Genomic DNA, 24,571 nt, shown 5'->3' with positions numbered 1-24,571 from the left:
TTACCGTCGCGGCGTCAGAACGGACTCGATTTCGTCCAGAATCTGAGGTGGGTCGAGCGGACGAATGAGAAAGCGGCTCGCGCCGAGCGCCAGGCAAGCAGCGCCTACCGTGGTTTCGGTGTGCGTCGATGTGATGATGACGACCGGAATGTCCTGCACGCTGGCATCCTCCTTCAGATACTTCAGCAGATCGAGGCCGGTACCGTCGGGCAGGCCTACATCGGCAATGATCAAGTTGGGCCGATGCTCCTGCGCCAGGTGCAATCCCGCGCTGACCGTCGCTGCTGTAATCACTCGATAGCCGTGTGGTTCGAAGATGCTTCGCTTGAGTTCGCGATTCACCGGTGAGTCGTCCACAACCAGGAGAGTGCCTTGTGAGGCCGGCGGCCGTGCGCCATTCGCCGTTGTCGTTCGAGGTGGCGCAACGGGCGCCGTCGATGCCCGGCCGAGCAGCGCTTCGATGTGGGCAACAAACGTACTTGGGTCGATGGGTTTGGTGAGGTAAGCATCGAAGCCCTCGGCGAGCACCTTTTCCCGATCGCCGACCATAGCGAGTGCCGTGACCGCCAGCAGCGGAATGCTCCGCAGCCGCTGGTCGGATTTGAGCGTTCGCGCGACGGCGTAGCCATCCAGGCCGGGCAGATGGATATCGCAGATCACGAGATCGGGCGGGGTTTTACGAGCCAGCGCGACGCCGAGGTCGCCGCGACTTGCGGTGCGTACCTCCAGACCATGGGCTTCGATGAGGTAGGCCATCAGCTCCTGGCTCGGCGGATCGTCTTCGATGACCAGGATAGTCGCTGTCATTCCGCAGGCTCGCGCAGTGAAAGTGTGAAGCAGCTGCCGCCGCCACAGGTGCTCTTCATCGAGATCGCGCCGCCGAGCAATTCCGCGAGCTTCTGGCTCAGGTGCAGACCGAGGCCGGTGCTCTCGGCAGCCCGCAGCTGGCCATTACCGATGCGAGTGAATGCCTGAAACAGCGCGGGCTGGTCGGCATCGGCGATGCCGATTCCCGTATCGACGATGTTGAACTGCGTAATGCCAGCGCCGCCGTTCTCCGGGCGCAGGACCTCCAGGCGTATCTCACCGCGCTCGGTGAACTTGATCGCGTTGTTGGTGAGATTGATGAGAATCTGGCTGAGCGAGCGGCGATCGGTACGTAGCTCGATTTCGTCCTCGGGAAGTTGCAGGTACAGGGCGAGACCCTTGCCTTCGGCAGCGGGGCGCAGCGCATTGCAGACTTCATCGACCACTTCGCGAACCCTCACCGGCTGCAGCTCGAGATGGACCTTGCCCGATTCGATCTTCGCCAGGTCCAACAGATCGTTGATGAGCGACAGCAGATGCCTGGCGCTGGACTGAACCGTGCGCAGCTGCTTGTCCTGGTCGGCGGTCAGCGGCCCCGGCAGCTGCATGAGCAGAGTCCCGGTGAAACCGATGATGGCGTTCAACGGCGTGCGCAGCTCGTGGCTCATGGTTGCGAGGAAACGATCTTTTGCGAGACTGGCGCGTTCCAGCTCGACGTTTTTCTCCTGCAGCGTGTGCTCGAAGCGCCGGCGCTCGGTGATATCGCGGATCGAGCTGCTGACCAGGGTGCCGTCCTCGGTCTCGAGCGGACTCAGGCTGATCTCCACCGGGAACTCGGTGCCGTCCTTGCGGCGTCCGTGCAATTCCAGACCGGCGCCCATCGGCCGCACTTTGGGATCGCTGAAATAGCGCGAGCGGTGCTGGGGATGCAGCGCCTTGAAGCGCTCGGGGATCAGGATGTCCACGGCTTGCCCGAGCAACTCGTCGCGAGAATAGCCGAACAGCTTCTGCGTCTGCGAATTGACCAGAACGATCCTGCCGCCGCGATCGACGATGACCATCGAGTCCGGCGCGGACTCGAGCAGCCCGCGGAACTTTTGCTCGGCGCGTCGTCGAGCGGTGATATCCCGGATCGCGCTCATCACCATGACCGTGTCGTCCATGCGCAATGGGCTCAGGCTGATCTCGACTGGAAATTCCTCGCCGCTCTTGCGGACACCGTAGAGTTGTAGCCCCGCGCCCATTTCCCGGGTCCGCAATTGGCTGAAATATTTCGCCCGATGCGCCACGTGAGCCCCCCGCGCGCGCTCGGGAAGTAGAACTTCGATCTGCTCGCCGACCAGTTCCGCGCGCGTATATTCGAATACGCTCTCGGCGGGTGCGTTGACCAGAATGATGCGTCCGGTATCGTTCATGATCACCAGGGCATCCGGCATCGATTCCAGAAGATCGCGATAACGCGCCTCGACCAGCCGGGACTCACGAATGGCGCGGGAGCGGGTGATGTCCGTCTCGCAGCGGACCAGATAATCGTCGTTCGCGCCGCACGGGTCCTTTACCCGACGCACTGTTACGCTGAGATAGAGCAACGAGCCGTCTTTGTGACGGCGGACGGTTTCGATGGTCGCGCGGCCGCTGGCGCAGGCACCCCGAGTCAACGATCGTTCTTCTTCGATACGTTCCGTGGGAACCGTCAATTCGGTGAGTAGTTTTCCGTGGGCTTCGTCGCTGGTGTATCCGAAGATCTGCGTTGCACCGCGATTCCAGAAGTGCACTCGGCCTTCAATCGACGTCGCAATCAGCGCGTCTGGTGCTTCATCAGCGACCGAGATTCCATAGTTGCTGTGCATCCGTGATCCCTGTCGTCAACAAGGTGATGCCGACAGCAGGATGGAAGGGTACGCACGGTGCGATGAATCAGCAAGATCGGGTCAATCGCAAGTTCGAGCGCATGAAGATAGCTAGTTTCCGAAGTGAGGCCATTGCCCGCTCACTTCAGCGGTGCCTTGCGCGCTTTGGCGTAGAGCCTGCTCATCGTCGTCAACGGGTCGAACGTTCCTTCGCCGCGTTCGGGCTGCCGACTGCGAAGCAGCTGCGCGAAGGCATCGGCTGGAACCGGCGCGCTGAACAGATAGCCCTGATACTGATCGCAACCGATCTTGCGTAGATAATCCAGCTGCGGCTGTGTTTCCACGCCCTCGGCGATCACATGCAGGTTGAGGCTGTGGGAGAGGGCCACGATGGCGTTGACGATTGCGGTGTTCTCGGTGCTGTCGGGCAGGCTGCGAATGAAGCTGCGGTCGATCTTGAGTTTGTCCAGAGGGAAGCTGCGCAAGTAGGCGAGGCTCGAGTATCCCGTGCCGAAGTCATCGATCGACAGATGCACGCCGAGCCGACTGAGCTGCTCCAGGACCGCCGCCGAGCCGGCGGCGTTGTGCATCACTGCGCTCTCGGTGATCTCCAGCTCCAGGTAATAGGGCGCGAGCCCGGTGTCTTCGAGCGCCTCTCGCACGCTGGTGATGAAGTTGGGCTGACGGAACTGGTGGGCAGCGACGTTCACTGCAACGCGTACCGGCTGCAAGCCGTCGAGCTCCCAGCGACGGGCCTGCCGGCACGCCTCGCGCAACACCCAATCCCCGATCTGCAGGATGAGGCCGACTTCCTCGGCGAGCGGAATGAACTCCGCAGGCGGTATCAGGCCGCGGTCAGGGTCACGCCACCGCACCAGGGCTTCGGTGCTGTTGACCCGTCCGCTCAGCACATCCACCTTGGGCTGATAGTGAAGTTCGAGCTCGCCTTCGGCCAGCGCGCGACGCAGGCCGGATTCGAGGATCATTCGCCTCTGTGCGTGCGTATTCATTTCGGCGGTGAAGAACTCATATCTGTTCCCACCGGCTTGCTTGGCCTGGTACATGGCGATGTCGGCCTTTGCCAGCAACGCCGCGCCATCGCGTCCATCATCGGGATAGATGGCGATGCCTATGCTCGGCGAGGTATGCACGTCGACGTTGTAGGCGCGGAAGCGTTGGTTGATCGCCGCGATGATCTTCTGCGCGACCGTCTGTGGCGCGCTTCGCTCGGCGACATCTTCGATGACGATGACGAACTCATCGCCCCCGAGTCGGGCCAGGGTGTCGCTCTTGCGCAGTAGTCCCTGCAGCCGTTTCGCGACCTCCCTGAGCAGCTCATCGCCGGCATGATGCCCCAGTGAGTCGTTGATCAGCTTGAATCGATCGAGGTCGAGAATCATGGCGGCGAAGCGCTTGCCCGAGCGATCCGCCAGTCCGATCGCTTGCCGCAGACGATCCTCCAGCAGCACGCGGTTGGGCAGGCCCGTCAGGGCATCGTGAGTTGCCTGTTCGCGCAGTCTTGCGTTCGCCTCTTCCAGGGCTGCGGCATGCTGGCGTGCCTTCGCTTCCAGCTGCGCATCGTAGAACGCGAGGATCATCGTGACCAGGAGGATTCCCAGGGCGAAGCCTGCGATGGTGACGGCCAGCCAGTCGCTGTTGGGGGTTGCGCTTCCCCAGCAGTACGAGTTCGCCGCGAACCGCGAGGCGAACATGGCGGTGTAATGCATCCCGGCAATCCCGAGGCCCATGCAAAGCGCCGCGATGCCTCGAGCGAGGATCGCACGCGGCCCCGCGGCACTGCGCAGGCCCACGAGCAGCTTCAGGGCGATGAACGATGCGCCGACGGCGATGCCGACGGAGAGCAGTACCAGAGTTTTCTCGTACGTGATGGCGGGAGTTATCTGAATCGCGGACATGCCGGAGTAGTGCACGGCCGCGATGCCCAATCCCATCATCAGCGCGCTGCATGCCTGGCGTGGCAGGCTGAGTCTTTGACTGTTCGCGATGACGAGCGCGAAGCCGGAAACGGCAATGGCCAGCAACAATGACCCCAGCGTTCTTGGAACGTCATAGCTGATGGCGATGGGCAGAGAGAACGCCAGCATTCCGATGAAGTGCGTCGACCAGATCCCGATCCCCATGGCGATCGCGCCACCGGACAACCACCAGACGACGCGCTGGTGCCTGAATGCGCATACTCGCGTGGCCAGATTCACCGCTGTGTAGGAGACCAGCACGGCGACCAGGAATGACAGCGCCACCAACCACGAATCGTATGAGCCTTGCATGGTGGTCAGGGGAGTTTCGCTGAACGTTGACATGATCACCTCGGATCGGCTCAGTCGGTAATTGTGTCCTCGAGGCTTGGGATCGCGCTCAGCGGGCGGCTTCTCGGAAGGCGCGCATCGTCACTGTTTCAGTGACTCTTTGTGCCGCCGACAACTGTTCCAGTAGCGCGCGGCACCTCTCGGCGGGCAAAGCGCGACTGAAATAATGACCTTGTCCATACAGGCACCCGAGTGCCCGCAGCTTGTTGGCTTGCACTTCGGTTTCGATGCCTTCGGCCACCGTGGACAGATTCAGTTGGCGAGACATGGCGATGATGCTGCTGACGATCGCCGCGTCACTGGCATCGGTCGCGACGCCACGGACGAAGGACTGATCGATCTTCACGGCGTCCACCGGCAGGGTTTTGAGATAGCTGAGGTTCGAGAAGCCCGTGCCGAAGTCGTCGATGTAGATACGCGAGCCTTCATGACGCAGCGTGTCGATCATGACCACGTGCTTGGAGGAGTTCTGGAGCCACGCCGATTCGTTGACCTCGAAGGCCAGCCAACGCGGATCCACATCGTGCTCGAGGGTCGTTTCCTGAACGAAAATCGGGAATTGAGTGCGCTCGAACTGGGCAGCCGTGACATTGACCGCCACGGGAGCGAGCAGCAGATTCGAGCGCTGCCACTCGCTCAGCTGCAGTACGACTTTCCGTACGATCGCCTCGGTCATCGGAACGATGAGGCCGCTGCGTTCCGCAACTGGAATGAAGCGCGCCGGAGAAACGACACCGAGCTCCGGGTCGCGCCAGCGTGCCAGCGCCTCGAAGGATACGAGCAGCCCTGTCTGCAGATCCACCACTGGCTGGAACTCGACACAGATCTGTGAGCTTTCCAGCGCTCTGCGCAGCGCTTTTTCGAGCACCAGGTGCTCACTCAGCTGCGCTGTCATCTCCGGAGAGAACTCGCGATAGCAGTCGCGTCCGCCTTCCTTGGCCGATTGCAAAGCTATTCCGGCGTCTCTCAGCAAGGTCTCGCCGTCGTTTGCGTCGCGAGGAAAGATCGAGACGCCCAGGCTTGCGGTCACCGAGACGCGCAGCTCGTTCAGCTCGACGGGCTCGCGGATTTTCATCAGCAGGCGCTCGGCCAGCGTACGCGATGCCTTCATACTGGTGACGCCCGGTGCAACGACGACGAACTCATCTGCGCCTATGCGCACCACCGCATCGTCCCCGGACGTGGCTGAACACAGCCGATGGGCAATGATTTTGAGGACGGCGTCTCCGTGGCCTTGTCCGCCCGAATCGTTGATGTTCTTGAAGCGATCGAGGTCCACGTGCATCAATGCGAGTGACTGACCGCGCGTTCGGGCGAATTCGATCAGCGCCGGAAGGCGGGAGTTCAGGTAGTTCCGATTCGGCAGCTCGGTGAGAGGATCGTGCTCTATCAGATGTGCCAGCCTGCTCTGGTTCTCCTGGAGCGCCAACTCCGCCTGCTTACGCTGCGATAAGTCCCGGCCGACCACGCATACCAGCGGGCGATCGTCTTCGAGGACATCCGTAATCGTGACTTCCTCCTCGTGGACACAGCCATTGCGCGCTCGCACCCGGCGCTCCGCAGCCGGCGAGCCACCGGCGAGCGTCTCCGGCAGGTCGAGATAGATTTTGCGAACATTCAGCGAGGGCAGGTCTTTGCGACTGTATCCGGCCGCTCGCAGCAGAGCGTCGTTGGCATCGACGATCTGGCCGGTCTGTGGGTCCGCCAACGCGACGCTTTCGTTCAGGTGTTTGAGGATGTTGCGGTGTCGGCTCTCCAGTGCCGCCCGCTCGGTCCAGCTCTGCCGCAGACGCAGAATCATCGCGAGCAGCGCGCCACTGCCGACTACGATGAGCGCAGCCAGCGTGCCCATCAGCTCCCAGGTCGTCTGTCGTCCCAATCGACCGACATCCCGCTTGTTGGCAGTGACGAAGTACGCGACAGGAGTATTGGCGACATCGCTGATGAGGGCGAAGCCCTCGACGGTGCCAGGCCCGGTAACGTGCGCGTCCACAGGGCTGTCACCGCGGGAGCCCGCCAGCCAGGCCTGCAGCGGAGAATCGGCGAGGGAGGGCGCTGGTGTCGCGGCTGCGCGAATCGCGATCAGTTCCGCCGGCAGCCGGCTCGTTTGCCGTACACGTTCGATGACATCGGCTCGCACAAAGCGCGCAAAGAACATCACGGCTCCGGTTGCGCCGGATTTGTCGGAACGACGAATCTCGACGGCGGAGAATGCGGTCAGACCCTGCGAGGTGCGCACGATTCTGCGGCTCGAGGGCAGTTTGCGCAGCGCCGACTCGTCGAGCCGAAGGGCGCTGAAGGCGTCGACCAGCGTTCGGGGGGCGGGTGACCGCAATTCCCTGGCGGATTCGGACAGCAACGCTGAGTAGATCGCAGTGCCGTTCGCCGCCAGGATCACCACCGCATCGACATGCATGCCGCGCAGCGAGTCGACCGAAAAGTTCGCGGCAATGAAGGTGGGCTGTCGGTCGAGAATGTAGGATTGCGCGTCATCCCACTCGGCATAGTCGCGGTTGCTCATCGCCAACTGATCCAGATCGGCCTGAAACGAGCGCTCAACCTGCGCCGCGCGCTCGGTCGTCTGCGCCAGCTCGATTTCATCGAAGCGTCCGATGAGTACGTGAGCGGCGCATGCAATGGCGCCTATCAGCAGGATGACGGTCGCCAGTATTCCAGACGCCAGGGCTTTTCGACGCAGCACAAATCGCTCCTCGACGTGAGATCAACGAGGCCGGGTCGCTGTCAGCGATCGGTCGCGCCACGGTCTCTTGGCTGCTTTCGCGGCCGGCGACGAGGCCCTGCCGGAGAATATTCGATGCAAGTCATCGCCAGTCGTGATCGTATCGTCAATGACCGGGATACGATGAGCTGCCGGGGCGATGTCGTTGCTCATGGGAGGCTGCGTGCGGACGCTGAGTTCGTCGCATTCGAGGTCATGGCGGATCGGACATCGGGATGACAGGATGAGCCGCCGGTTGAGTAAGCAACAGGGGAGTAATGACGTAGCCCGGTACTGCGTTATACCTAGTGAGCTGCCATCAATGACATTCTTCTGCGGCTGCTCAATTGTCGAATGCCGGCCGGCAGCGTGCGTGCCGCATTGCCTGGCATTTGATGCTCCGGCGACGAAGGTGGTTGCGCTCGTCTTGCCTCTGTGTGCACCAGGCATCGCTGTATATCCTGAGGGAATGAGCCGCTGTTGACATGGCTAAACGGACTATCGTCATGCTGTGATTCGCGCCGGGAGACTTGCATCACAGGATGACGCCGCGATTGCGCCGGCCGGGCTCAAATCGGGTGCGGGCTGATGCGGGCCTGAGATCTTCGGACGTAGGGGTTACGTGCGATTACGTAGCAGCAAACAGCACGCAATCTTTATTTTCGGCTTTGAACAGTCAACATCCGTGAAGCAGGTCATGCCCATGCTCGTTGTATCTGAATACCGATGATGTCCCTGCGCGCGTATGGTCCACAATCGAGGGTCGAGTAACATCAGGAATGATGACTACCTGCAGTGGCTCGCGGCACGGCGGAGGCGTCAGCTCCAACGCATGGCAGCCGTGCTGGCGCCGAATCAGTCACCGCCATCGATACGTCGGCTCTCGTGCACGATCATTCTCTCAGCGACCCGCGGGTCGCTCGAGCTGAGATGACAGGCGCTACGCTCGAATCAACACGCCGCCGACGCTCTGCCACTCGTGTTGCAGGTAGGCCGCGTCGGCGTCGTTGCGGGCTTTCACGCCGATCAACACGCCGCCCTGACGAATCTGCGACTCGTACGCTTCGACACGACCTTTAGGAATGCCCCAGTTGGTGAGCGCGGTGATGAGGCCGCCGGTGATTGCCACCGCGCCACCGGCGGCCAGCGCGATGGCGATGGGGCCGGCCAGCACCAGGCCCGGGAGCAACGCTGCCGATCCGATGGCGGCGAGGGCAGGGGCGATGGTTGCGGCCGTGCCGCCCGCGGGACCACCGAGCTTCGCGGCCACCGGTTGTTTCTTTTCAGTGCTGTGCGCGGCCTTGTCAGCGAGCTCGGTTTCCACCTGATCGACGTTGAAGGATCGCCGGCGGGTTTCCTCCGACAGCACGAGGTTGATGTCATCCTGGGCGTAGCCTCGTGCGAGCGCGACGTGATACGCCCGTTCGACACCGCCCGCGTCCTTGAACAGGGCGGTCACCATCGCGGTATGGGTCATCGCAGGTGTCATGCGTATCCCCCTTCAAACCCCTGAAACGCCAGCGCCAGCGAATCGTTCCGCTCCTGCGATGCCGGCCCTGGCGCGATAGCTGTTGCCAGGAATTATTTGTCTGAGTTATAAAGATCCTCAGCAGACGGGGGATCAACAATGAAATCGATGAGAACGGCGCTCGCCGCGGGCGTGCTGCTGATCGCGGGCGGCTGCCTGTTGGATGCACCCGACCCAACGGTCGATGTGACTTCGATTACCCATAACGATCTGCCGGTACACGATCCTTCCGTGATTCGTGCCGACGACGGCAGTTTCTATGTGTTCGGCTCGCATCTCGCCGCTGCGCGCAGCACCGACTTGATGAACTGGCAGTTCGTTGCAAACGGTGTCGACGCCGCCAATCCCTTGTGGAGCACGATTCCCGCCGACGGCACGCAGTGGACCGGCGCGCCGGGCTCCTGGGCGGCGGATGTCATCAAGCTCAAGAGCGGAAAATATAACTTCTATTACAGCTTCTGCGGCATTCCGCCGAACGCGGAGTGCACGGGGCCGCGCTCGTATCTCGGTGTCGCGACCTCGGATCGCATCGACGGTCCGTATGTCGATCAAGGCATCTTCCTGCGCTCAGGAATGTCGGCTGCGGAGATCGCGGCGGGCTATGGACCCGAAGGCATCACCGACTACGACGCGACCATTCATCCGAACACCATCGATCCGGATGTTTTCTACGACAGGCAAGGCAAGTTGTGGATGACCTATGGCTCGTATTCCGGCGGCATTTTCATCCTGAAGATGGATGAAACGACTGGCAAGCCGCTGCCGGGGCAAGGCTATGGCAAACACCTGGCGGGTGGCGATCACAGCGCGATCGAAGGCAGCTACATCCTGTACAGCCCTGAGAGCGGCTACTACTACATGTTCACTTCCTTCGGCGGCTTCGTGTCCACCGACGGCTACAATATTCGTATCTCACGATCGCGCACGCCCGACGGCCCGTATCTCGACGCCGAGGGTCGCGACATGGCCGGGGCGCGGGGCAACTGGGACAGCATCGCGCCGTATGGCGTGAAGCTGATGGGCGGCTTCAATTTCGCCGCGGCGCCGGGCGATCGCGAGACTGCGCGCGGCTATCTCTCGCCAGGCCACAATTCGGCGTACTACGATGCGGCCACCAAGAAACATTTCCTGATCACGCACACGCGCTTTCCGAATCGCGGCGAGGCGCATTCGATTCGCGTGCACGAAATGTTCGTGAACGCTGACGGCTGGCTCGTGGCTTCACCGCACCGCTACGTGCCGATCAAGGGGCAGAACATCGTCGATGCCAACGATGCGCTGGGCGACTACAAGTTCATCAATCTGGGCAAGGACATCAATCGCGAGGCGAAGCAGTCCGTCTACATCTCACTCAATGCGGACTACAGCATTTCGGGCGAAGTGACCGGCCAGTATCGGCGCTACTTCGGCGATCCCAATCGCATCACCCTCCAGCTGAGCGGCAGCGACGATCTCTACGAAGGCCGGCTCGCCTGGCAGTGGAACGAAGCGGCGAGCAGGCTCGTGCCGGTGTTCACCGCGCTGTCGAACAAGGGCGTGTCGATCTGGGGCTCGAAGCTCGAAAGGCGCACCACGAAGCAGGCATTGAAGGATGTCTCGGACAGCCTGTCGCTATCCGAGACCATCAAGGCCGGCACGCTGGATCTGCCCGCGCGCGGCACACGGGCGACGGCGATCGCGTGGTCCTCCAGCGATCCGTCCGTCATTCAAGCCGACGGCACGGTCATCAGACCGAACGTGGGCGAGGGCGATCGCATCGTCACGCTCACCGCGACGATGACGTTGAACGGTGCGACCGCGCAGCGCCAGTTCCAGGTCACCGTGCCGGCGCGACTGCCCTTCAATCGCGTCGCGCAGTTCAGCTTCGAGAATTCGTTAAGCGAGCAGCTCGGGCGATTCACCGCCGCCACCGCGACCGGCAATCGTCTCTGGAATCTGGGCGCGGTGTCGTTCGCACCGGGCGAGCAGGGCCAGGCCGTGAGTCTCGATGGCACCTCAGGCGTGCTACTGCCCGAGGGGGTGATCGATAACTACGAATACACCGTGTCCTTCTGGGCGAATCCGCGCGTGCTCTCGCAATTCACGCCGGCGTTCTTCGGGGCGGTCGATGAGCAGACCGACGCGGCTGGGGTGCCGTTCTCAAATCGCTGGATCAGTCTCGTGCCGCATGGCTGGGACGGCAACACGATGCTCTGGAGCGGCAGCGAGGCGTGGTTCGATGGTAGCGCCGGCGAGCGCATTCCCGCCAATGCCTGGACGCACGTGGCGCTCTCGGTGAATCGCGGGATCGTGTCGGTGTATCTGAACGGCGTGCGCAAGTTCGGCGCGGGAACGCTGACGGATTTCTTCAGCACGCGTCGAGGGAAGTTCGCGCTTGGCGTGAATTATTGGGATCTGCCGTTCGACGGTCTGGTCGATGAGCTCAAGATCTACGAGGCGAGCCTGTCCGCCGCTGAAATCAAAGGTCTCGACATCGATCGCCTGTCGGGTTCGCAGCTGTTGCAATCCGCGGCGCAGATTCTGGATCTCGGTGACGTGAGCGCCGTGCAGTCGGATCTCGATCTGCGACGCACGGGGCCATATGCGTCGGTCATCGCGTGGGAGTCGTCACGTCCTGAGGTGCTGAGTCCGACGGGTCGGGTGACGCGGCCGGGGCGCGAGTCGCCGGATGTGAATGTGACCTTGACAGCGACGATCACGTTGAACGGCCTGCAGACGACGAAGGCGTTCGAGGTGACGGTCCGCTCGCTGGCGCCACCGTCGCCGATCGCGGCCTATGACTTCGAGAACGATCTGAGCGCCTCGCGCGGGGCGTTTGGTCCGGGCGTCGTGGTGGGGCCGCGTGCCGATCAGCCGGGCGGCGCGGTGTCATTCATGCCCGGCGCGGTGGGCAGCGCGCTGATGCTCGATGGTGCCGCAGGCGTGCGGCTGCCGGAGGGGCTGGTGCGCGATCACAGCTACTCGATCGCAATGTGGCTGCGGCCGAGTGCGGTCTCTCAATTCACCACTGCGTTCTTCGGCTGGGTCACGCCCTCGAGCTGGATCAGCCTCGTGCCGCGCGGCCCGGGCACGACTCAGCCGACGATGCTGTGGTCGGGGACGGCGTGGTTCGATGGCACGTTCAACGCATCCATTCCGACCGGTGCCTGGTCGCACCTGGTGATGTCGGTCGATCACGGCACCTTGCGGCTGTATCTGAACGGCGCGCTGGTCAACACGCTGACCGGCTTCCCGGATGTCTTCACGCCGGCCGAGCAGCGCCAGTTCGCCATCGGCGTGAACTTCTGGGATGCGCCGTACATGGGGCTGGTCGATCAGCTGAAGATTTACGACGAGGCCGTGAGCGCCGAGGTCGTCAGCCAGTTGTATGCCGAGGGCGTGCGTTGAGCGCCCGTCCTGGGAACAAATCGGCATCATGGATCGCTCTTGAACCAGGAGGGTCGTAGAATCTTCCATCTTCACTGACGGCGGGGATCCTCGATGCGCTACGCAAAGCTTCTGTGCTTGCTCTTACTGGCACTCTGGCTCAGCGCGTGCGGCGTCAACCCGGTGACCGGGAAGAAGGAGATTCAGTTCGTCTCCGAGGCGCAGGAGATCAAGATCGGCGAGCAGAACTACGCGCCGACCAGGCAGAGCGAGGGCGGCAGCTTCGATGTGCTGCCCGATCTCACCGTCTACATCAACGAAGTGGGCAAGAAACTGGCGGCCGTCTCGGACCGCCAACTGCCCTATGAATTCGTCGTCTTGAACAACCCGGTGCCCAACGCCTGGGCGCTGCCCGGTGGCAAGATCGCCGTGAACGTCGGCCTCTTGTCGGAGCTGCAGAACGAAGCGGAGCTTGCGGCCGTGCTCGGCCACGAGATCGTTCACGCGGCCGCAAGGCACGGCGCCAAGGCCCAGGAGCGCGGCACGATCATGCAGGTCGGCCTGGCCGCGGCCCAGATCGGTGCTGCGATCAGCGATGTGGACTCGACCGTCGCCAATCTCGCGGTCCAGGGCGCGGGCGTCGGCGCCCAGATGATTCAGCAGAAGTACGGTCGCGACCAGGAGCTGGAGAGCGATGAGTACGGCATGAAGTACATGAAGCTCGCCGGCTACGACCCGCAGGGCGCGATCACGCTACAGGAAACCTTCGTGCGTCTGTCTCAGCAGGGCGGCGCCAAGAGCCAGAGCTTCATTGAAGGCCTGTTCGCCTCCCATCCGCCGTCGGAGGAGCGGGTCGCGAAGAACAAGGCCACGGCGCAGCGATTGGGCGCCGGCGGCGATCTCGGCAAGGACCGTTATCAGGCACGCCTGCAGCCGTTCCGCAAGATCGAGCCCGCGTACAAGAAGTTCGATGAGGCGATGACCGCCGCGCGCAAGAAGGAATACACCAAGGCGGAGTCGTTGGTTCAGGAAGCGATCAAGATCGAGCCACGCGAAGGGCGCTTCCATGAATTCCTGGGCGAGATGAAGCTCGCTCAGAAGAAGCCCGAGGAGGCGCTGCCTCATTATCAAAAGGCCATCGATCTGAATTCGAACTACTTCGGCTCGTATCTGGGCGCGGGCGTCGCCCAGTATCAAGCGGGAAACAAGGCGCGCGCCGAGGAGTGGCTCACCAAGAGCGTCGAGCTGCTGCCCACTGCGCCGGCGGCTTATTACTTGGGCACGATCTCCCGCGATCGCGGCGACCGTGCCAAGGCGATGGACTATTTCCGGGCGGCCGCGGGCTCGCAAAGTTCGATCGGACAGCGCGCGGCGGCCGAGTTCGTGCGCATGGACCTGCCGCAGAATCCAGGCAACTACGTCGCGACCCAAGGTCAGATCGATCCGCAGGGCCGCGTCGTGGTCGTGGTCCAGAATCGTTCGCCCGCGCCGCTGGTCGGCATTCAAGTCACGCCCGTGCTGGTCGACGCCAGCGGCCGCATCGTTCAACAGGGACAGCCCGTGGTGTTTCGCTCCGCCGTGCCGTCAGGGCAGCAGGCGGCTGCGCAGACCGGCATCGCCAACATCGCGCAGGAGCAGCTGCCCTATCTACGTTTCCGCGTGGATGGGGCGAAGGTCGCGGAGTAGTGCAGAGTGTGAGCTGTGCTGTTACACGGGCTCCCACCCAGTGTTGGCGCGCAAAAAATCGCAGAACGCGTTTTCGTCGATTGCGCGTGCGGCCAGGTCAAGAACTGCTTCCGCCGCTGCCTCTTCGCTCGCCGTGAACTGATAGCCATTGAGTTCGAGAAACAATCACGCCGATAACGAGGCCAGTGCGCTCGTTGCCGTCGACGAACAGATGATCTGCACGATGCCAGTCGTGTATTTGGCGGCGAAGTCGATGGTATCCGAGCTGGCGTAGACGATATGATTCAGCGGAGGGCTGAGCGCGGATCTCAGCAGCGACTCGTCACGCAGACCCGCCGCGCCTCCATGCTCTACGAGCAGCCGATCGTGTAGCGCCAGGACCAGCGTATGGTGGCCGATCGCGGTCGCATCGAGGATTCGTTCGCGCTGCTGGAGGGGTGAGCGATCGGATGAGGGCTTCTACGCGCCTGTAATCAGCAAGTCTACCGCAGCAAGTATCGCGCTTCGTTGATCGGCAACGTTACCGACGGCCGCGCCTAGTTCCGAGCGCAGGATGCCCGCCAACTGTGGCGTCATCAGCAGATAGTGTTCGCCGGCGACTGTAATGGGCGGTGTCAGACGCGCGATAGGCTTTTTCGTCAGCGTCGGAGCCTTGGTCAGAGGAATGACGAGCCGGGTCTGCAGATCATCGAGGAGATCTGCCTGGGCATCCAGCAGCAGCGGGTACGTGGTCTTGCTGCGCGGATTCTTGTTCTTGTACACCGTGAACTGCGTCATCAAAAGTTCCGGCTGCCGTCAGAGAACACACCGTGCTTCTCCACGTGCTGGTTATACGCCTCGATGGATTCACGGTTCTCTTCCCGCCATTGCAACTGCTGCACCTCGCGTAGTTTCTCGATCAATGCCTGCTCAAGCGTGGCGGACAGATTGATCTTCGATGCGCGGGCGGCTTCCAGCAGGTCGCGGCGGATGCTGACGTTCGTGGCGCTTTTCGCCTGGGCGCGAGTGGGCGGCGGCATGGGTTGCTCCAGAGGATACGGCGTAGACCACATCATAGTGTGGATTGCGGATGCGCACCACACATGCACATCAAGAGTGCGCGTCCCAAGGGTACCGCTGTTGGCCTCCTTTCCGATATGTGGGCGTATCCCACCCCATATTTCATCGACCTGCCGGGGCCAGAGGCGAGCCCGGGGGCTGGCCGGGCTTGCTGAGGGGTTCAATCCAGGATAAGGCGTATAGCTTCCGGGACGATCGTCATGGAGCGGAGGGTCTTACTGGATGGTTACGACAGTGTCTCGAAATGGGCCGCCAAGAAGCAGCCTCGTGTTGTGGGCGGCGGCGACCCTCGTCGCCCTGGTCGTTCTGTACTTTGGCTCGCGCGCCTGGATCGGTGAGCCCGGGCTCAACGTTGTGCCCAACCCGACGTTCGATCTTGTCATCGCGGCCCCGCAGCCGGATGAGGCGATGACCGTTCTGCCGGTGAGGCAGAGCGAAACCGTGACGTTGCGGATTCGCTCCGATCGGGCCGGCGAGGTGCACGTGCATGGCTACGATCAGAATGTGGTCGTCGTCGCGGGCGCCGAGGTCGTGCTCACGTTCGTCGCGAAGACGGCGGGTATCTATCCCATTCATCTGCACGAGCGAGCGAACCCCGCCGATCCCGACAGTCCGATGGCTCATCGTCAACTGGCGGTGCTCGACGTGAAGGCGCAATGAGGTTGCCGCTTCACGCTCATCGCTGGCTGTTTCCTGCTTGCCTGGCCCCGAGCCTCGCGGGTGCGCATTCTTTCGGTACCGTCTATGTGCTACCGGTGCCGTTCTGGATGTACGTTTACTCGTGCGTCGCGACCCTGTTGATCACTTTTTCCTTGCTTGGCTTCCTGGTGACTGCGCCGCCCGCTCAGGCGCCGGTGCTGCGTTTGGAGCAACATCGACGTGGGGGTGTTCTCAGCCCGCTGACACTGAGTCTGATGCGAGCGGTGGCGATGGGCGGATGGGTGCTCACCCTGGTCGCGGGACTGTTTGGTAGCGAGGATCCTGCCCGGAACATCGCGATGACGCTCTTCTGGGTGATGTTTCTATTGGGCTTCGCGTATTTCACGCTGGTGGCCGGCGACCTGTATGCGCTGATCAACCCGTGGCGAACGGTGATCGAGGCCTTGCAACGCCGTGGCTGCAATCTGACGACGCGCCGGGTGAGGTGGCCACGCCGGCTGGGCTACTGGCCGGCGGTTGGGTTCTATGTCGCGGTGGTCGCAATCGAGCTGTTCGTGAAGCCGACGCCTCGTGCGACGGCGTTGCTGCTGCTGAGCTACAGCGCGATCACGCTGCTGGGATGTTTCGCATTCGGTGCAACGAAGTGGTTTCGCAGGGCCGACTTCTTCAGCGTCTATTTCCATTTGATCGGCACGCTCGCACCCGTCGAATACCGGCGCCTGCGCGGCTCGCAGGGTTGGCGCGCGCGTCTGCGCTCACCGTTGGCGAGTGTGCAGAGACAAGCGCCGTCGCACATTGCGCTGGTGCTGTTCGTGCTCTTCATGCTGTCCTCGACCACGTACGATGCGATTCTCGACACCGTGCTGTGGGTGGGTTTGTTCTGGAGGAACGCGCTGTGGCTGTTCGAGCCGCTGTGGGGAGACGATCTGAGCAAGGCGCAGACTCTGCTGATGGACTGGTATCTGTTGTACCGGCAGGCGGGGCTGCTGGTGTTTCCGTTTCTGTATCTGGGCCTGTATCTGCTGGTGCTGTATCTGGCGAAGCAACTGACTAGAAGCGCGATTCCACTGAAGACGCTGGCACTGAAGTTCTGTTACTCGCTGCTGCCGATCGCCATCGCCTATCACTTCACGCACTATTTCACGTTCCTGTGGATGCAGGTGAAGGCATTGCCGGCGCTGCTGTCGGATCCGCTGGGATTGGGCTGGCGGCTGCTGCCGCTCGAGGCCGGCGCCCCGGTGGAGCCCTCGACGCTCGAGATGGGCATCGTGTGGCACACCCAGGTGGCGGTCCTGCTGGGTGGGCACGTCGTGAGCATCTATCTCGCGCATGTCACCGCGATGCGAATGTTTGCTAACCGCCGGCCGGTGCTGAGCCAGCTGCCGACGCTGGTCCTGATGGTCGCGTACACCATCGTCGGGCTGTGGATTCTGTCGCTGCCGCTGGGGGCGGAGCAGGGCTGAGGGACGGCAGGTAGAGAGACATCGTTGCGAACTAGCGAAGGCCGCTCGGCAGCTCAACCCGGGCTATTGAGCCTGACCGTAGTTCCAATCTTCGACGGAGTGACCGTACGTCGCGCAGGTCCCTTGACCGTAGGCAGTCACCGGATCGCCCGAGGCTTTCGCGGCGAGCGCCAAAGCGAGAATGGCTTTGCCGGCATTGGTATTGAGGTCGAAGGCCAAGGCATTCGCGTAGTAGGCAATGGCGCAACTGGCCGGCGTGCTGCCCAGTGCCCGGTCGAACATGACCAGCCCTTTGCCGTTGCTATCGACACGAACGCCAACGACCTGCGCACTCGACACATAGCCCGCGGCGCATGCCAGTGTCGAAGAGAACACGCCCGCGGCGAGGAGCGCGCAGCGGATTCGAAAGCTCATGACTGATCCTCCCTGTGGGTCTTGCGCGAAATGCAGCATACACATCGAGCAAGTCGATAGGCCGTGGATCGGGATATATATTATCTCTCTCTCTCATTGCCTGCCGAGCGCGGCGTCGAGACTGTCCTTCGTCGAGTCGGGATAGTCCACGTCATCGAATGTGGTGATCTGGTTCCAGCGCGCCAGCACATCGCCGGCGCCAAAGTCAGTTTCTTCGAAACGAATTCCGCGTGACCGTTGCCAGCGCAGACGTGAGGCCCAGCCGCCGCCGGTCTCGATGATCGAGCCGTTCTCACGACAGGCGGGGTGCACCATTGCCAGCACGAAGGGTGAGACCAGCGGCGCGGCCAATGTCGATTTCATTTCCTCGTCGAACACGCTCTCGGTCATTGCGGTCAGCGCCATCGGGGCTACAGCGTTGCAGTAAATGTTCCTGGTCGCACCTTCGATGGCCAGGGTGCGCATGAATCCGATCAGTGCGGCCTTGGCCGCGGCGTAATTGGCCTGGCCGAAGTTGCCATGCAGGCCGGCGCCGGAGGTGGTCAATACGATACGTCCGCCGCCCTGCGCGATCATGACGGGCCACGCAGCTTTGACGCACGCGAAGGCGCCGTCGACATGGATGGAGAGGACTTCGCGCCATTCATCGGCCGACATCCTGGCGAACGAGCGGTCGCGAACGATGCCGGCGTTGACGATCAGGCCGTCGATGCGGCCGTATGCCTCGAGGGCACGGGAGATCAATCGCTCGCCATCGCGAACATCGGCGATGCACTCGACCGCCTCGCCGCCGAGCGCGCGAAGCTCGGTGACGACCTGTTCGGTGCTCGGCCCGCGACCGCCCACAATCACTCGCGCACCACTGCGCGCAAGATCCAGGCAGTATTGACGCCCGAGTCCCGCACTGCCGCCAGCGACAGCAACCACGTGTCCGTCGAATCGCAATTCTTGAGTCATGGGTCGAGAGAGGAGCCGGTGGTCCGCGCAGCCTACGCACCAGTGGTGCAGGGACCATCGGCAGATCCGACGAGCCCCCGCCGTTGACAAACTCGTCAGTTTTGCCGATGCCTCGTCAACCGCCCGCGGACATACTCCGACCTCACGGCTGGGTGGATGCACGCCATGCCTTACGACTTATAAATGACAGCTCCTGCGGAGGCATGATGATTCGGGGGATCAGAACTTCTCACGTGGCCGTATTGGCAGTGTTGCAGGCCATGGCTCATCAATCGGTGGCGCAGGATGCCGGCACGGGACTCGAGGAAGTCATCGTGACTGCGCAAAAGCGCACCGAATCGATCAACTCGGTGCCGATGTCGATCACCGCGATCTCCGGCGACCAGTTGCAGGCGATGGGGGTCTCCGACATGTCGCAGCTTGCGAAGACCGTCCCCGGTTTCGCCTACGCCGACAGCAGTTACGGCACGCCCATCTATTTCATCCGCGGCATCGGCTTCTTCGACACCAGTCTTGCGTCCAAGCCCACCGTCGGCGTCTATGTGGACGAGGTTCCGCTGGCATTTCCGGCGCTCACGTTGGGTGCGGTGTTCGATCTGGAGCGGGTCGAGGTGTTGAAAGGACCGCAGGGTACGCTGTTCGGACAGAACGCGACCGGCGGCGCCATCAATTACATCGCCGCCAAACCGACCGACACGTTCAACGCCGGCTTCGACGCGGGCGCCGGGAACTTCGGCAGCTACGATGTGGGCGGCTTCATCAGCGGCCCGCTGACCGACACGCTGCGCGCGCGGGTCGCGGTCAAGCACTCGCAGAGCGACGGCTGGCAGAAGAGCTCGACCCGGCCCGGCGATACGCTCGGTGCCAAGGATTTCACCCAGGCGCGCATGATTCTCGACTGGCGTCCGCTCGATGCACTGACGCTATCGTTGAACATCAATGGTTTCATCGACAAGTCGCAGACCCAGGCGCCGCAGTTCGTGCAGACGTTCCAGCAGACGCCAGGGGCATTCCTCGATCCGCGGCTGCCGACGTATCCACGCGCGTCGAGCGATGCTCGCCAGGCCGACTGGGGGTATCACAGCGAGTACGATCTCGATCGCGACAACAAGCTGTGGCAGTCGACCCTGCGCGCGGACTACGAGATCACTGACCTCGTGACGCTCACGTCGCTCACGTCGTACTCGGATTTCGATCAGGAGTTCGGCCAGGATGGCGATGGCACGGCGTTGACCATCGCCGATCTGTATATCGTCGGGCAGGTGGAGAGCTTCACGCAGGAGCTGCGTGTGGCGGGCACGATAGACAAGGGAAATTGGGTCGTCGGCGTCAACTACAGCCGCGACAAGGCGTTCGAGCAGGACGATCAACGTCTGTCGGAGTCCAGCTCCGGGCATGCGTTCTCGCGTCTGGGCCTGCCACCGACCGAGGTGGTGCCGCAGGTCGGCCGAACAACGTTTGAAAGCGCGGCGGTGTTCGCCAACGCAAGCTATGAGCTCGTGCCGAACCTGAATCTGCAGCTCGGCGCCCGCTATACCGATACCGACATCGATTTCGAGGGTTGCTCGCTCAACGCGGGCAATCAGACCTTCGCGCGCGGTTTCTCTACTTCGCTCGGCTATACCGGAGTCATTCCGTTGGGAGAGTGCGTGACCTTCAGCACCGATACGCCGCCGGTGCCGCAGATGGTGGTGGACAGCAAGTCGGAGAGCAATGTCTCCTGGCGCACGGGTCTGGACTGGAACGTCACGGCCGACACGTTGCTATACGCGAACGTCAGCCGAGGCTTCAAGGCCGGCGGCTATCCGACGCTGCCGGGCACGAATGCGCCTCAATATGCGCCGGTGGATCAGGAGAAGATCACTGCGTACGAGATTGGCGTGAAGTCGACGCTGTTCGCGCGCACGCTGCAGGTGAACGGCGCGATTTTCTATAACGACTACACCGACAAGCAGTTGAAAGGCCGCACCATCGTGCCTGTGTTCGGGCCGCTGGAGGCGCTGGTCAACATTCCGAAATCGAAAGTGCAGGGCGCGGAGTTGCAGCTCGACTGGGCACCGGTGGCGGGCCTGCGGTTGACCTCGGGCGTGACTTATCTCGATACCGAAGTCACCGAAGGCTCGCCGGGCGGCAACTACACGGTCTTCGGCGGCTCGGTGCGGACGGACTTGAAGGGACAAGCCTTTCCCTACGCCTCGAAGTGGCAGATCAGCGCCGATGGTGAGTACTCGTTCGGTCTCAACAGCGCTCTCGATGGTTTCGTGGGTGTCGGCGCCAACTATCGCAGCGGGACGAACGGCGACTTCCTGCCGGATCCGCGCCTCGACATCGATGCCTACACGCTGGTCGACGTGCGACTCGGGGTGGCCAGCGCCGATGAGAAGTGGCGTGCCACGCTCTATGGCAGAAACATCACGGACGAGTATTACTGGTTCACTGCGAACCGCCGCACGGACAGCGTGATCCGCTATGCCGGCATGCCTCGCACGTACGGCATCAACTTCTCTTATCGCTATTGATCAGTGGCGGCGGTGACTGAAAGCGCGGAGCGCGCGGGAACGACGCTCCGCACCGGGACCTCCTACGCGCTGTTCCTGCTCACCTTCGCTTACACGCTCGCGTATGTCGACCGGCAGGTGTTGAACCTGCTGGTCGATCCCATCAAACGGGATCTGTTGCTCGGCGATACTCAGGTCAGCCTGTTGCAGGGGCTGTCCTTCATGGCGGCGTACGTCGCGTTCGGACCGTTGTTCGGTCGCTGGGTGGATCGCGGCAATCGCCGGAACATCCTGGTGTTTGGCGTGATTGCGTGGAGCGTTTGCTCGGCGCTCTGTGGATTCGCGGACAGCTTCTGGTCGTTGTTTCTGGCTCGTGCCGGTGTGGGCGCCGCCGAAGCCTGTCTATCGCCCGTTGCATGGTCGTTGATCGCCGACTACTTCGATCGCGAGCGTCTGCCACGTGCCATGAGCCTGTTCATGATCGCGCCGTCGCTCGGCGGTGGCCTGGCGCTGGTGGCGGGCGGCGCCATCATCAGCTTCTCCGCGGATCTGGTTACAGCGGTGCCGGTGTTCGCGCACCTGTCGGCGTGGCAACTGGTCTTCGTGCTGACCGCCTTGCCCGGCATCGTGCTGGGCCTGGTGTTGCTGGCTTCGCTCAAAGAGCCGCCACGAACCAACTCGGTTCGCAGCGTGGCGGCTGAGCACTTCACGTTGCGTGAGACATCCACCTTCTTCATGGCGCGGCGCGCGTTCTACGGACGTTTCTACTTCGGTGTATCGTCGCTCGCCATCATCACTTACGCCTTGGCTGCGTGGATCCCGGCATTGTTGATGCGAAATCATGCCGTGAGCCCGGGATCGGTCGGGCTGATGTATGGCATGCCGGTGCTATTGTTCGGTTCGGCGGCGGTGCTGTCGGGGCCCTGGGTCGGGCGCCAATTGGCTGCGCGCGGCCATGTCGATGCGCCGCTTCGTCTGGAAGTGATGGTGGGCGTGGCAGTGACGTTTCTGTGTGCGGGCATTGCCATCGCGCCGACGCCGGTTGCGATCGTCGCTCTGGCCGTGGGTGCAATGTTCTTTCACAACCTGCCGCTCGCGCTGGCTGCGGCCGCGCTGCAGACAGTTACCCCCAATCGAATGAGAGGTGTCGCAGCCTCGATCTATGTATTCGTGGCGTCCGTGCTGGGTATCGGAGTCGCGCCGACGCTGGTGGCATTGCTCACGGACTATGTGTTCCGCGATCCACACCTGGTTCATCTGGCGCTCGCCCTGGTTTGCGCCGGTAGCGCGGCATTCGGGACGTGGATGCTGGCGGGTGCATTGCCACACTACCGGGCGATGGTGCGCGAACTGGAGTCGCACTGAAGCGCGACTCGCCGGGTCATTCGCCGGGGGCGAAGATCATTACGTCCTCACCGGGAACGCTGGCAAACATCTTTTCGATGTCGTCACCGCGCGATTGCCACACCTTGGAAATATTCACGCTGCCTTTATCAGTGATCTCACCATCGGCGGTCGCCAGCGGCCTGGTGGCCAGAAGCATTCGACCGATGCGCATGGAGGAGCCTTTCCAGCGAGCGTTGTGCAGCTGGATGCGCTGACGCAGCGCCTCGCGCACGCTCTCACCGGTGGCGTCCGCTGCATTGAAATTGAGCCATGCCAGCAGACCCAGCTCGTCCTGGTTGAGTCCGCAGACTACCGCTTCGAGGAGCAGAGGAGAGCAGGCGGTCAAAACATTCTCGCGCACGGTGCCGGCGGACACCCAGGTGCCGGAGGCAAGCTTGAATTCCTCGGCGAGGCGACCGTCGAAGATCAGCCCCGCTTCGGGCCGATCGGGCTCGGCGAGCACGGCGGTGTCGCCGGTCCGGTAGAACCCGTCTTCGTCGAAGACTTTTTCGGTGGCGTCCGGGTTGTCGAGATAACCCGAGCGCGGCATCACGCTGGGCCCGCGTACCCGGATCTCCAGTTTGTTGCCGACGGGCGTGAGCTTGATCTCCGTGCCGGGCACGGGCACGCCGAGCAGATCGGTGCGAGTGGTCACCCAATGCACGGCACCGACGAGTTGCATCTCGGTGGCGCCGTAAGTCGCGAGCACAGGCAGCGGGCGGCCGACAGCGCTGCGCGTGACGTTGTGCAATCGTGAGACGACGCTGCTCTGCAGGCCCGCGCCACCGAACAGCAGGTATTCGAGGTCGGGCAACAGGAGATTGCGCAGCTCGGCATCTGTTTCCAGCGCGTCGCACAGCAGAGTGAGGGTGAGTGGGACGGTGGCGATGTAGGAAGGCCGGACGCTCTTGAGGTTCTCGAGCGTGCGGCCGAACAGCTCGGGCGTCGGGCGGCCATCGTCGAGCGTGATGGTTCCCGCCGTGCGCAGGGCGGCGTTGAAGTTGTGGTTGCCGCCGAAGATGTGATGCCACGGCAGGCCATCGAGCAGCCGGGGATGCTCCGATGAGAAGTCGAACAATCCCATCGATTCGGTCTGTGCCATCGATGCGGTCAGCATCCGATGGGTCTGCGGCACGGCTTTGGGCAACCCCGTGGAGCCTGACGTAAACACGATGCGCGCGGCGCAGTCCGGCGGGATGGATCGCTCGAGCGTTGCGATATCTTGTTTCGGGATCGTCTGCAGCGCTTCATCGAACGGCGCTTGTCCCCGCGACTGCGCGGTTCGAATCGAGAGCAGCGGAATGTTCAATCCCAGCGCGTTCAGCGCCGCTCGGGCTGCGGGTTCGTCATCGACCAGCAGCAAGGAGGGCCGCACGATGGCAAGACAATGCCCGAGCCGGCGCGAGTCGGAAGCGCGCAGATAGATGGGATTCAACGCAGCCACACCGACGTGAATGCGCATCGCTCCCAGCGCAAAGAGGGCGTGATCGATGCCGGCTCCACAGAGCACGGCCACGGTATCTCGCGGTCGCAAGCCTTGATCGAACAGCCACTGCGCCATGCTTCGTGAGCACCGCTCGGCGTCACCGAAGGTGAGCTCGGCCCACTCGTGCGCGCTGGTCTTGGCACGCAGAAAAGCGCGGTCGGGATGGCGTTGTGCCGCTTCTTCGAGCATCGCGATCACTGAGGCTCGCGGCTTGATCAGCGGCAGCCGCGATCGGAGCAGGAACGAGCCATCGCGGAGGATCCGGCAATCGACGGCGGGCGAGGGCAGCCGCTCGGCGAGAGGATTCGATGCGGGCGGCGATTCTCGATGTAGCTGGGCGTTATCCACGCATCCCTCGGATGACA

The 24,571-nt window shown here is 62.7% G+C and carries 16 protein-coding genes; 6 read left to right on the top strand and 10 right to left on the bottom strand.

Features of this window, described 5'->3' with window-relative positions:
* The 5 genes from EKO19_RS38525 to EKO19_RS35660 form a co-directional block, all read right to left on the bottom strand.
* Entirely contained in the window at nt 1–807 is an 807-nt protein-coding gene (locus EKO19_RS38525; RefSeq protein WP_157995591.1) for a response regulator, read from the bottom strand.
* A complete protein-coding gene (locus EKO19_RS35675; RefSeq protein WP_129782198.1) occupies nt 804–2,657 on the bottom strand; it encodes a PAS domain S-box protein in 1,854 nt (617 codons plus the stop codon). The genes EKO19_RS38525 and EKO19_RS35675 overlap by 4 nt, the downstream gene beginning before the upstream one ends.
* A 140-nt stretch (nt 2,658–2,797) precedes the next feature.
* Nucleotides 2,798–4,978 carry a putative bifunctional diguanylate cyclase/phosphodiesterase gene (locus tag EKO19_RS35670; RefSeq protein WP_129782197.1) on the bottom strand — a complete coding sequence of 727 codons (2,181 nt, stop codon included), beginning with the start codon at nt 4,976–4,978 and terminating at the stop codon, nt 2,798–2,800.
* 55 nt (nt 4,979–5,033) lie between these two features.
* On the bottom strand, nt 5,034–7,685 hold the full coding sequence (locus EKO19_RS35665) for a bifunctional diguanylate cyclase/phosphodiesterase (RefSeq protein WP_129782196.1): 2,652 nt from the start codon (nt 7,683–7,685) through the stop codon (nt 5,034–5,036).
* 958 nt (nt 7,686–8,643) lie between these two features.
* Complete coding sequence (locus EKO19_RS35660) at nt 8,644–9,192, bottom strand: hypothetical protein (protein ID WP_129782195.1); 549 nt, start codon at nt 9,190–9,192, stop codon at nt 8,644–8,646.
* A gap of 138 nt (nt 9,193–9,330) precedes the next feature.
* On the opposite strand from EKO19_RS35660, the gene EKO19_RS35655 reads away from it, so the two are divergent.
* Nucleotides 9,331–12,618 carry a LamG-like jellyroll fold domain-containing protein gene (locus EKO19_RS35655; protein ID WP_129782194.1) on the top strand — a complete coding sequence of 1,096 codons (3,288 nt, stop codon included), beginning with the start codon at nt 9,331–9,333 and terminating at the stop codon, nt 12,616–12,618.
* Between the two features lie 93 nt (nt 12,619–12,711).
* Nucleotides 12,712–14,283 carry a M48 family metalloprotease gene (locus EKO19_RS35650; RefSeq protein WP_129782193.1) on the top strand — a complete coding sequence of 524 codons (1,572 nt, stop codon included), beginning with the start codon at nt 12,712–12,714 and terminating at the stop codon, nt 14,281–14,283.
* Nucleotides 14,284–14,742: 459 nt separating this feature from the next.
* Here EKO19_RS35650 and EKO19_RS35640 read toward each other — a convergent pair whose 3' ends face one another.
* Both EKO19_RS35640 and EKO19_RS35635 read right to left on the bottom strand, forming a co-directional pair.
* The gene (locus EKO19_RS35640) at nt 14,743–15,060 is read right to left on the bottom strand and encodes a CcdB family protein (RefSeq protein ID WP_129782192.1); all 318 of its coding nucleotides are present in this window, start codon (nt 15,058–15,060) and stop codon (nt 14,743–14,745) included.
* Nucleotides 15,060–15,302: a type II toxin-antitoxin system CcdA family antitoxin gene (locus EKO19_RS35635; RefSeq protein WP_129782191.1), complete on the bottom strand. Its 243-nt coding sequence runs from the start codon at nt 15,300–15,302 to the stop codon at nt 15,060–15,062. Before EKO19_RS35635 ends, EKO19_RS35640 begins: the two co-directional genes overlap by 1 nt.
* A gap of 307 nt (nt 15,303–15,609) precedes the next feature.
* Between EKO19_RS35635 and EKO19_RS35630 the strand changes: the two genes are divergently transcribed.
* Together EKO19_RS35630 and EKO19_RS35625 are read left to right on the top strand one after the other, a co-directional pair.
* Nucleotides 15,610–16,002 carry a hypothetical protein gene (locus tag EKO19_RS35630; protein ID WP_129782190.1) on the top strand — a complete coding sequence of 131 codons (393 nt, stop codon included), beginning with the start codon at nt 15,610–15,612 and terminating at the stop codon, nt 16,000–16,002.
* Entirely contained in the window at nt 15,999–17,465 is a 1,467-nt protein-coding gene (locus EKO19_RS35625; protein WP_129782189.1) for a hypothetical protein, read from the top strand. Before EKO19_RS35630 ends, EKO19_RS35625 begins: the two co-directional genes overlap by 4 nt.
* Nucleotides 17,466–17,528: 63 nt before the next feature.
* Here the strand turns inward: EKO19_RS35625 and EKO19_RS35620 are convergent, their stop codons facing one another.
* Nucleotides 17,529–17,879, bottom strand: coding sequence for a hypothetical protein (locus EKO19_RS35620; protein ID WP_129782188.1), 351 nt, complete (start codon nt 17,877–17,879; stop codon nt 17,529–17,531).
* Nucleotides 17,880–17,972: 93 nt separating this feature from the next.
* The gene (locus tag EKO19_RS35615; protein WP_129782187.1) at nt 17,973–18,836 is read right to left on the bottom strand and encodes an SDR family NAD(P)-dependent oxidoreductase; all 864 of its coding nucleotides are present in this window, start codon (nt 18,834–18,836) and stop codon (nt 17,973–17,975) included.
* 233 nt (nt 18,837–19,069) lie between these two features.
* Here EKO19_RS35615 and EKO19_RS35610 point away from each other — a divergent pair, with 233 nt between their 5' ends.
* Both EKO19_RS35610 and EKO19_RS35605 read left to right on the top strand, forming a co-directional pair.
* A complete protein-coding gene (locus EKO19_RS35610) occupies nt 19,070–21,355 on the top strand; it encodes a TonB-dependent receptor (protein WP_175597316.1) in 2,286 nt (761 codons plus the stop codon).
* A 12-nt stretch (nt 21,356–21,367) separates the two neighbouring features.
* Nucleotides 21,368–22,699: an MFS transporter gene (locus EKO19_RS35605; protein WP_157995590.1), complete on the top strand. Its 1,332-nt coding sequence runs from the start codon at nt 21,368–21,370 to the stop codon at nt 22,697–22,699.
* 16 nt (nt 22,700–22,715) lie between these two features.
* Here EKO19_RS35605 and EKO19_RS35600 read toward each other — a convergent pair whose 3' ends face one another.
* On the bottom strand, nt 22,716–24,554 hold the full coding sequence (locus EKO19_RS35600) for an AMP-binding protein (protein ID WP_129782184.1): 1,839 nt from the start codon (nt 24,552–24,554) through the stop codon (nt 22,716–22,718).
* Nucleotides 24,555–24,571 lie beyond the last annotated feature (17 nt).

The sequence above is a fragment of the Peristeroidobacter soli genome (assembly GCF_004138485.1).
Classification (GTDB): Bacteria; Pseudomonadota; Gammaproteobacteria; order Steroidobacterales; family Steroidobacteraceae; genus Steroidobacter; species Steroidobacter soli.
The sequence above is the reverse complement of the archived record's forward strand: the minus strand, read 5'-3'. Positions and strand labels throughout refer to the sequence as shown.